Here is a 9,160-nt window from a genome sequence, read left to right as displayed (position 1 = left end):
TTTCAATGAAACATCTAAACCAACATAGTGGCTCATGGTCGTTCTCCTTACGGCTTTTGATTGGTGAGGCTGATACTATCAGACCTCGTTCGCCATCGGAGAGCGACCACCGCGATCACACCATGTCAGTCGATGTCGGGCGCGGCATCGCGGCGGCGGCGGTGCCGAACATGACCAAGGTGCAGATGGAAATGGGGTCAAAGAACCCGATGCTGATCATGGAGGATGCCGATCTCGATCTGGCTGTCGCGCATGCAGCGAGCGCGGCGTTCGGGGGCACCGGGCAGAAATGCACCGCCGCCTCGCGGCTGATCGTGCATGAGGCGATTCACGATGAATTTGTCAGCCGTCTGGTCGAGGCTGCGACGGCGCTGCAGGTGGGGCACGCGCTGGAAGATGGCACGCAGATCGGGCCGGTTGTCAGCGCCGCACAATTGGCGCAGAATCTGAAATATATAGAGACGGGGCAAGCCGAAGGGGCAGAACTCTTGTGTGGTGGCGAACAGCTTGAGCGGGCGACAGAGGGGTATTTCATGGCCCCCGCCGTTTTTGCCGCGACGCATAATGACATGGTCGTGAACCGCGAAGAAATGTTTGCGCCCATCACCTGCGTGCTTAAGACGAGCGGCTACGATGAGGCGCTGGCGATTGCCAATGACAGCCCGTTCGGGCTGACCGCCGGGATCATGACGCGCAGCTTGAGCCGTGCCAATCATTTCCGCGCCAACATGGGTGCGGGCACCCTGATGGTCAATCTGCCGACAGCCGGAACGGATTACCACGTGCCGTTCGGCGGGCGGGGCGCATCGAGTTTCGGCTCGCGCGAGCAGGGGCAGTATGCCGCCGAGTTCTATACCACGGTCAAGACATCCTACGTGGCGCGCGGGGTGCCTGAATGAGCGTTGTGATCGACGGCCTGCAATACGCCAACTGGTCGGAGAAGATATTTCGCCAGATGCGCGCGGGCGGGGTGGACGCGGTCCATGTGACGATCACCTATCACGAGAATTTTCGCGAGACGGTGCTGAATATCGAGGCGTGGAATCGCTGGTTCGAGCGGTTTCCCGAGTTGATATTGCAGGGTTTTAGCGCCGAGGACATCAACGTTGCACGGGAGACCGGGCGCACGGCGATTTTTTTTGGTTCGCAGAACCCGAGTTGCATCGAGGATGATATCGGGCTGGTCGAAGTGTTGCACCGGTTGGGCCTACGGTTCATGCAGTTGACCTATAACAACCAATCCTTGCTGGCGACCGGTTGTTATGAGGCAGACGACACCGGCCTGACCCGCATGGGCCGCGAGGTGGTGGCCGAGATGAACCGTGTCGGCCTCGTGGTGGACATGAGCCATTCAGGCGAACGCTCCACGCTGGAGGCGATCAAGCATTCGACCCGTCCCATCGCCATCACCCATGCCAACCCGGCCAGTTGGCACCCGGCGCGGCGTAACAAATCCGACCGGGTTCTGGATGCCTTGGCGGCCTCGGGCGGCATGCTCGGGTTTTCGCTCTATCCGCACCATTTGCAGAATGGTTCAGAGTGCACGGTGAACGGGTTTTGCGAGATGATTGCGCGCACGGTCGAGCGGATGGGCGTCGAGCGCGTCGGGATCGGCAGTGATCTGTGTCAGGATCAACCCGACAGCGTGGTTGACTGGATGCGCTCTGGCCGCTGGACGAAAACGGTTGATTTCGGTGAGGGGAGCGCCGCTGACCCCGGTTTTCCACCTATGCCACAATGGTTTGGCGGTAACGAAGATTTTGGCAACATCGCGGTCGGGTTGCGCTCGGTCGGGCTGAGTGAGGCTGAGGTCGCGGCCATAATGGGCGGCAATTGGCAACGTTTCTTTGCCGACGCGTTCGCCCCGCAAGGGCAGGCTCGGTGACCTGTGGCGCGCTCAACCCGATGCCCGAGGCGGCGCGCTACAGGCGAGCCCCCGATACCGTCATGCGGCTGGCCCGGATGGGCGCTGCGCATCCGACCCGGCTTTCGTTCTTGCGCCAACTCTTGCGGCGGTTGAGCCGCGAAGGCTGGCGCTTTGACCGCCCGGTCTGGGAGTTTGACGCGCGCGGCACCGGCCATGCGGTGTATCGTGCCATTGGTCCAGAGCGGACCTACAGTCTTGTGGCCTTTGGCCATGATCTGCCGGATGAGATGCGGTCGGACCGGGTGATCGCCACAGCTTGGGATGCGACCTTTACGCTTTTTGACGGCACACCCACGCCAGAGGATCTGTCCCGTCTCGCGCAGAATGTGCCGCTACAGGAGGCCGGGCGCGTCAGCTGCCGAGAGTTGAGCCTGAGCCGCGCCAACAAATCGGTGCGCCTGTTCGCGCATGTGGTCGGGCGTTTGGCGGAAGGTCGGCAGCCCGACGCGGCCCAACTGGCCGAAACCGGCTATCTGATGCGCACGACTGCGGTGTATGGCTCGGGCAAGTTCGGCGCAGCGGATCGCGACCGGATTGCCGACCGCGCCGAGATGCGCGCACCGTTTCAGGCCGAGATGCTGTCGGTCTGGCTGACGCGGGCGTTCACGGTCGATCTGGCAGAGCATCTGGCGCGGGCCCGTGGCGGCGCGGACGCCGTGCCGCTGGACCCCGAGTTGCGGCGCATGCTGGGGGTGGGCAATTCGACCGGGCTTGGCATGGCGCCGTTTCTGGTACGGCACCCGGTCCTGCTCAACAACTGGATGATGGCACGGGAAGAGGCGCTGGCGCGGGTGCGGGCGCAACAGGAGGCGCGCGCAGACGCCGTTTCGGGCTTTCATGTGGCGCTGGCGCAGGCGCGCAGCAATGCCGACGCATGGCAGAGTGCACATCCCTTGCAGCAAACCCGTCTGACCGCGTTGCGCGCCGGGCTGGCACAATTGGCCGACCACGTAACGGACGGCTGGGAGACGACGGGCTGCCATCCATGGGATGCGCTGTGGCAGTGGGCCGAGGGACATCTTTCTACCGAAGCCCAGGAAGCACTCGCCGCGGCGATGGTCGAGCCGCATGGCGATCTGGTGGATGAACTGGGTGACTGTATGGACGCCGATGAGGATCAGGCCTTCGCGCTGGATGGTGCCATGACCGTTGCGCAGACCCATGCGCTCTTGCGGCGGGGGTATGGCTGGGCGCTGGAAATCGACCACACCACGCCCGAGGGGTCGGCACGCTTTTGGTATGTCTCCGAGGAAAAGCTGGAGCCGCGTCTCGGCGAACGCGCCTCTGAGCCGGGAGCCGAGCGCGAACTGCCACTCGATATTTCGCGGCAGGCGGTGGCGTTGTTTGATGCTCTTGAGAGCTGGCCCGATGAGACACCTGTGGCGCGCGTGGTCATGGCGGCGCCCGAGTATCGGCACATCCTGCGCCGCGTTCAGAGGTCGGACTGTCGGCCGTTTGCCGAAATCCGCGACAACCTGATTGCGGCAGACGTGCTGCCGATCGACATGTTGCGCTGCAAATTGGCGTTTTTCGGTGCGACGCGGTTCGATCCGCGTTCGGATCGTTGGGTGCGCATCAGCCTGTTTCAGGGCGCGCCTTATCCGCAGGACCTTGCCGCGGAGGTGGCGCTGTGACCAGTGAGGCGCAAGACCCCACGCGCGTTGGGTCCGAGCCGCCAAGAGATGCCGGGCCGGCGCTGGTCTTGTCCCGTGCGGAGATCATTGCGCTGGCCACCAAGGCCGCGCGCGGGGCAGGGCGGCATTGGGGCGAAGCAGAAGAGGCGGGCTGGGCCTGCGGCTGGCTTGCGCAGGCTGGCTTGCCGGGGCCAGAGATGCTCTTGCGATTGCTGACAAATAAAGATGTGAGCGCGCCGCAGCCCGATAGCGGGAGATGGTCCGCACCCGGGCTGCTTTGCCCCCTGCGCGCGGGGGTCGCGATGATGGATCACGCAGAGTTGCCAGAAGGTCCGCGCGCCGGGCTGGTCCGTCTGGACGACGTCGCCGGGCCGCTTTTCCTCTTGCCCTTTGTCGCCCGGATGGCCGCAGAGCTTGGGTGTCCTCTGACGTATCGCATGGGCGCCTCGGTGCTGACGTTCGGTGCTGGCGGGGCGACGCCCGATCTGCGCCGGTTACGCTCTGCCCTCGCGACAACGCGGGCTGACGTGACGCTGTGCTCAGGCACGGCATCAGTCGGACTTGACGAAACACCGGGGCCATTTGACGGGCTCATAACGCGTGAGACGTGGCAGGCGCTCGACGCGATTGCAATGCGGACCACTGTACCCGCCTCGGATCTGTCGCGTCAGCGCGCGGGCGCACAGGCCAGCGACAACGATTGAGCGCCGGGCGCGCTCAATCCCGCAGGTTGGTCTCCAGCCAGTGTTCCAGCCAGTGGATGTTGTAATTGCCTGTCTGGATGTCCTCTTCCTGCAACAGCGCATGAAAGAGCGGAACCGTGGTGTCGACGCCATCGACGATCAATTCGCCCAAGGCCCGTGCCAGACGCGTGAGCGCCCCCTGCCGATCCTGCCCGTGCACGATCAGCTTGGCGATCAGACTGTCGTAATAGGGTGGAATCTTGTAGCCATCGTAAAGGGCCGAATCCATCCGCACGCCAAGGCCGCCGGGTGCGTGAAACTGTGTGATCTTGCCTGGGCGCGGCGCGAAATCCGGCAGCTTTTCTGCGTTGATACGCACCTCTATCGCATGGCCGTTGATCTTCAGATCGTCCTGAGTGAACGACATTGGCATGCCTTCGGCAACGCGAATTTGTTCCTGCACCAGATCGACACCAAAGATCGCCTCCGTCACCGGATGCTCCACCTGAAGGCGGGTGTTCATCTCGATGAAGAAGAACTCGCCGTGTTCATAGAGAAACTCGATTGTGCCCGCGCCGCGATAGTTGATATTGGCGCAGGCGTCAGCGCAGATCTTGCCGATGCGCGCGCGCTCTTCCTCCGAAATGCAGGGGCCGGGGGCCTCTTCCAGTACCTTCTGGTGACGGCGCTGGAGCGAGCAGTCGCGCTCGCCCAGATGCACAGCGCCACCCTTGCCATCGCCAAAGACCTGAATCTCAATATGACGCGGCGTGGTCAGGTATTTCTCGATATAGACTTCGTCATTGCCAAAGGCCGCCTTGGCCTCGGAGCGGGCGGTGAGAAAGGCGCGTTCCAGATCGGGGGCGTCCTGCGCCACCTTCATGCCACGTCCGCCGCCGCCGGCGGTGGCCTTGACGATCACCGGAAAACCGATTTCGGCGCAGAGGGCCTGCGCCTCCTTGATGTCGGTCACGCCGCCCTCGGAGCCGGGCACACAGGGGACGCCCAGTGCCTTCATCGTGTCCTTGGCGGTGATCTTGTCGCCCATGATGCGGATATGCTCGGCCGAGGGGCCGATGAAGGTCAGGTCATGGTCCTCGACGATCTGCACGAAATTGGCGTTCTCGCTCAGAAAGCCATAACCCGGATGGATTGCCTGTGCGCCGGTGACCTCGCAGGCGGCTATGATCGCGGGAATCGACAGGTAGCTCTCGGAGGAGGACGGGGGGCCGATACAGACGGATTCGTCGGCCATGCGGACATGCATCGCATCGGCATCCGCCGTCGAATGCACGGCAACCGTCGCGATCCCCATCTCGCGGGCGGCGCGGATGACGCGGAGGGCGATCTCACCCCGGTTGGCGATCAGGATTTTCTCGAACATGCGCGCAGGCCCTTACTCGATGATCATCAGCGGCGCGCCGTATTCGACCGCCGCGCCGTCCTCGATCAGGATGCGCTTGACGGTGCCTGCGCGCGGAGCGGGGATATGGTTCATTGTCTTCATCGCTTCGATAATGAGCAGCGTATCGCCTTCGGACACGTGGGTGCCTACGCTCACGAAGGCGGGCGCGCCGGGTTCTGCCTGCATATAGACGGTTCCGACCATTGGCGAGGTCACGGCGCCGGGGTGACTGGCAGGATCTTCGACAGGCTCGGATGAGGACGCGGCGGCAGGGGCGGCTGTCGTTTGGGCTGATGCCGCAATCGGCGCGGGTGCGGCGCTGACTTGGGTCGAGACCGCCTCACCGCGGCGGCTGACACGGACGTTGAGCGTGTCGTCTTCACCGTATTCGCGCTTGACCGAAAGTTCGGTCAGGTCGTTCTCGTTCAAGAGTTCCGCGAGCGCCTTGATGAAGGCCACATCCGATTCATGGGATTTGTTAGACATAAGATTCCTCGACCACAGCGACGATGCCCTGCTCAGGGCTCATTGCGTTTGTTTTCGCCGCTTATAGGGCAAGCCAGTGCCTGAGAAAAGCGGCCATTGCCTTGCAATTTGGGGATTGGCGGGCAAATTTGCGAGAGTTGTGCGGCTCAGAGCGGCATGCCAGACAGTTTCGCCACCAGTTCCGCGAGCTTTCGAGCCTGGAATTTTTCCAGCAAACGGGCGCGGTAGACCTCGACGGTGCGATAGCTCAGCCCCAGTTCCAGCCCGATTTCCTTGGAGGTCAGACCGCGGCAGGTCAGGATCGCCACCTCGCGTTCGCGCTGTGTCAATGCCACCAGCGGACGTTCCTCGGAAAGATCGGAAAACGACCAGATACCGCGCTGAAACGGGGTCTCGGGCGTGAGCGACTGCCCCCGCACCCGGCACCAGAACAGCGTGCCGTCGCGCCGTTTCATCACCCGCTCGTCCGCATAGCGCCCGGTCTTGCGCATGACCGCCAGCGCGTCCGCCCCGATGCGGCGATAGTCCTCGATCGAGGGATAATAGCGCGCCAGCGGAATATCGGTGTAATCGGCGGGGCCGTCGCCGAAGATCGCGGCGAAGTGCAGGTTGCAGGCGCGGATGATGCGATGCTCCAGCAGCGCGAGGCCGACGGGGGCGTGATCAAAGGCGAGGTGTGCGATCTCCATGCCCGACCTTATGGCGTGCCGCCCGCGCCGCGCCAAGCGCTTTGCGTAGATATACGGAATTGTGCGCCGGGCCCGCAGGTGCTTTTCTGCCCATCGGGAGGACCGGCAATGAATATCGGCATCTGGCTGGAACGCACGGCACAGGCCACGCCCGACCGCGCCGCGCTCTATCTCGGGCGCGAGGCGGTCATGGATTACGCGGGCTTTGACCGTACCGCGCGCGAGGTCGCGGGCGCGCTTGTGGAACAGGGCGTGGCGCCTGGCGACCGGGTCGCGCTCTTCATGGGCAATGCGCCTGACTATCTGCTGGCGCTTTACGGCATCTGGTACGCCGGGGCTGCCGCCGTGCCGATCAATGCCAAGCTGCATGGGGCAGAGGCGGCGTGGATCGTGGGGGATGCGGGCGCGCGGGTGGTTCTTGCGGATGCGGCGCGGCGGAACGCCTTGGCAGAGCAGAATGTTCCGGCGCAGGCGGTGGCGCGGGGCGAGGCTGTGGCCGAGGTGGCGACCCGTGCGCCGGAGGATCTGGCGTGGCTCTTTTACACCTCCGGCACCACCGGGCGGCCCAAGGGGGTGCGGATCACGCACCGGATGCTGGTCGCGATGTCGCTGAGCTATCTGGCGGATGTCGATGAGGCGTCAGGCAATGATGCGACGCTCTACGCCGCCCCCATGAGCCACGGTGCGGGGCTCTACGCAATGGTCCACGTGCTGCGCGGCGCGCGGCATGTCTGCCCTGCCTCGGGCGGGTTTGACGAGGCCGAGATTTTCGATCTCGCGCGGCATCATGGCCGGGTGCATATGTTTGCCGCCCCGACGATGGTCAAGCGCCTCACCGCCTATGCCCGCGCCACCGGCGCGCCCGGCACCGGGCTGCGCAGCGTGGTCTACGCGGGCGGGCCGATGTATCTGGCGGATATCATCGCGGCGGTCGAAGTGTTTGGCCCGGTCTTCCTGCAAATCTACGGGCAAGGGGAATGCCCGATGGCGATCACCGCCTTGTCCCGCGCGGATGTGGCCGACCGCAGCCACCCGGACTGGCGCGTGCGCCTCGCCTCGGTGGGCCGCGCGCAATCCGTGGTCGAGGTGCGAATCGCCGATGAGACCGGCGCGGAACTGCCCCCGGGAACGATCGGCGAAATCCTCGTGCGCGGCGACGCGGTGATGCCGGGCTATTGGCAGAACGCCGAGGCCAGTGCCAAGGCGCTCAAGGGCGGCTGGCTCTGGACCGGTGATCTCGGGCGGATGGACGTCGATGGCTATGTGACCTTGCAGGACCGCTCCAAGGACATGATCATCTCGGGCGGCAGCAATATCTATCCGCGCGAGGTGGAAGAGGTGCTGCAAACCCATCCCTCGGTCACCGAAGTGGCCGTGGTAGGCGTGCCTGACCCAGAGTGGGGCGAGGTGGTGGTGGCCTTCGTGGTCAGCGACGGCCCACTCGACGAGACCGCCCTCGACACCCACTGCCGCGCCCATATCGCCCGGTTCAAACGCCCGAAACGCTATATTGCCACCGACAGCCTACCGAAGAACAATTACGGCAAGGTGCTCAAGACCGATCTACGCACGCGGCTCGACGTCTGACGGCAATCGTTTTCGAAAACGATTGCACGCCGTTGTCAAACGGCGTGGCACGCGCCTTGCAAGGCGCGTCGGAACGCCCTTGCAAGCGGCCATATGTATCAAACGCACCAGCCCGAGGGCTGAGCGATGACTAAGACTCCACACCGTGTCTGCGTTCCGTCGTGCTTGACGCATGTGGCGAAGGTTGAATCAATTCTTCATGCACTTCGAGTGGCGCTAACCTGAGCCCCAAGTTTCCTCCATTTTTGTGTAGAGTCCTTGGGGTTATTGGTCCGACCCCGAGCCTTCTACCGCCGTTGGCGAGAGTTTTCCTGCTTGGATAAGGGCGACAGGCTGGTGATGCCCCCCGATTTTGTCAGCGTGATCGGGGCTTTGTTACCAATCGCGCTGTGTGGCCGTTCCTCGTTGTAGTATCTACGCCAAGTCTCCAACTTTTCGGCCGCATCTGCAAGCGTCAGGAACCAATGGGCGTTCAAGCACTCGGCACGGAAGCGGCCATTGAACGTGAGGAGGGATCAGCATTTGATCCGGGGGATCAAATGCCCCGACGCAAGATGAAGGCGTTGTCCGTCGGTTTGCCAGGCCGTGAAAAGTCGAGCGTGACCCCACGCTGATAGGCCCAGAGGTCCATGTCGCGGGAGATGAACTCGCTGCCTTGATCGACCCGGATCGTCTTGGGATAGCCCGATCTGCGGCACACCCGGTCCAGCGTCGCCACGACATCCTCCCCGCGATAGCTGAACCGCGCG

General features: G+C 63.7%; 7 protein-coding genes and 2 pseudogenes. 5 read left to right on the top strand and 4 right to left on the bottom strand.

Features of this window, described 5'->3' with window-relative positions:
• Positions 1–119: 119 nt before the first annotated feature.
• From Q0X85_RS07600 to Q0X85_RS07585, 4 genes and pseudogenes are all read left to right on the top strand, one after another.
• Positions 120–899 (top strand): annotated as a pseudogene (locus tag Q0X85_RS07600) (aldehyde dehydrogenase family protein); the annotation flags it as partial.
• Complete coding sequence (locus Q0X85_RS07595) at positions 896–1,885, top strand: membrane dipeptidase (protein ID WP_297771045.1); 990 nt, start codon at positions 896–898, stop codon at positions 1,883–1,885. The pseudogene Q0X85_RS07600 and the gene Q0X85_RS07595, both read left to right, overlap by 4 nt.
• Positions 1,886–1,905: 20 nt before the next feature.
• Positions 1,906–3,561, top strand: a complete 1,656-nt coding sequence (locus tag Q0X85_RS07590) for a hypothetical protein (protein ID WP_297771047.1) — start codon at positions 1,906–1,908, stop codon at positions 3,559–3,561.
• Complete coding sequence (locus Q0X85_RS07585) at positions 3,558–4,265, top strand: DUF3726 domain-containing protein (RefSeq protein WP_297771044.1); 708 nt, start codon at positions 3,558–3,560, stop codon at positions 4,263–4,265. The genes Q0X85_RS07590 and Q0X85_RS07585 overlap by 4 nt, the downstream gene beginning before the upstream one ends.
• A 13-nt stretch (positions 4,266–4,278) precedes the next feature.
• Here the strand turns inward: Q0X85_RS07585 and accC are convergent, their stop codons facing one another.
• From accC to Q0X85_RS07570, 3 genes are all read right to left on the bottom strand, one after another.
• Entirely contained in the window at positions 4,279–5,628 is a 1,350-nt protein-coding gene (gene accC / locus Q0X85_RS07580; RefSeq protein ID WP_297771042.1) for an acetyl-CoA carboxylase biotin carboxylase subunit, read from the bottom strand.
• A gap of 12 nt (positions 5,629–5,640) precedes the next feature.
• A complete protein-coding gene (gene accB, locus Q0X85_RS07575; RefSeq protein ID WP_297771040.1) occupies positions 5,641–6,135 on the bottom strand; it encodes an acetyl-CoA carboxylase biotin carboxyl carrier protein in 495 nt (164 codons plus the stop codon).
• A 146-nt stretch (positions 6,136–6,281) separates the two neighbouring features.
• Complete coding sequence (locus tag Q0X85_RS07570; RefSeq protein WP_297771038.1) at positions 6,282–6,824, bottom strand: LuxR C-terminal-related transcriptional regulator; 543 nt, start codon at positions 6,822–6,824, stop codon at positions 6,282–6,284.
• A gap of 108 nt (positions 6,825–6,932) precedes the next feature.
• On the opposite strand from Q0X85_RS07570, the gene Q0X85_RS07565 reads away from it, so the two are divergent.
• A complete protein-coding gene (locus Q0X85_RS07565) occupies positions 6,933–8,411 on the top strand; it encodes an AMP-binding protein (protein WP_297771036.1) in 1,479 nt (492 codons plus the stop codon).
• Positions 8,412–8,698: 287 nt separating this feature from the next.
• Here Q0X85_RS07565 and Q0X85_RS07560 read toward each other — a convergent pair.
• Positions 8,699–9,160, bottom strand: a pseudogene (locus tag Q0X85_RS07560) (integrase core domain-containing protein); the annotation flags it as partial.

This window comes from uncultured Roseovarius sp., from assembly GCF_947259555.1.
GTDB lineage: Bacteria > Pseudomonadota > Alphaproteobacteria > Rhodobacterales > Rhodobacteraceae > Roseovarius.
This window is presented reverse-complemented; position numbering and strand designations above follow the sequence as displayed.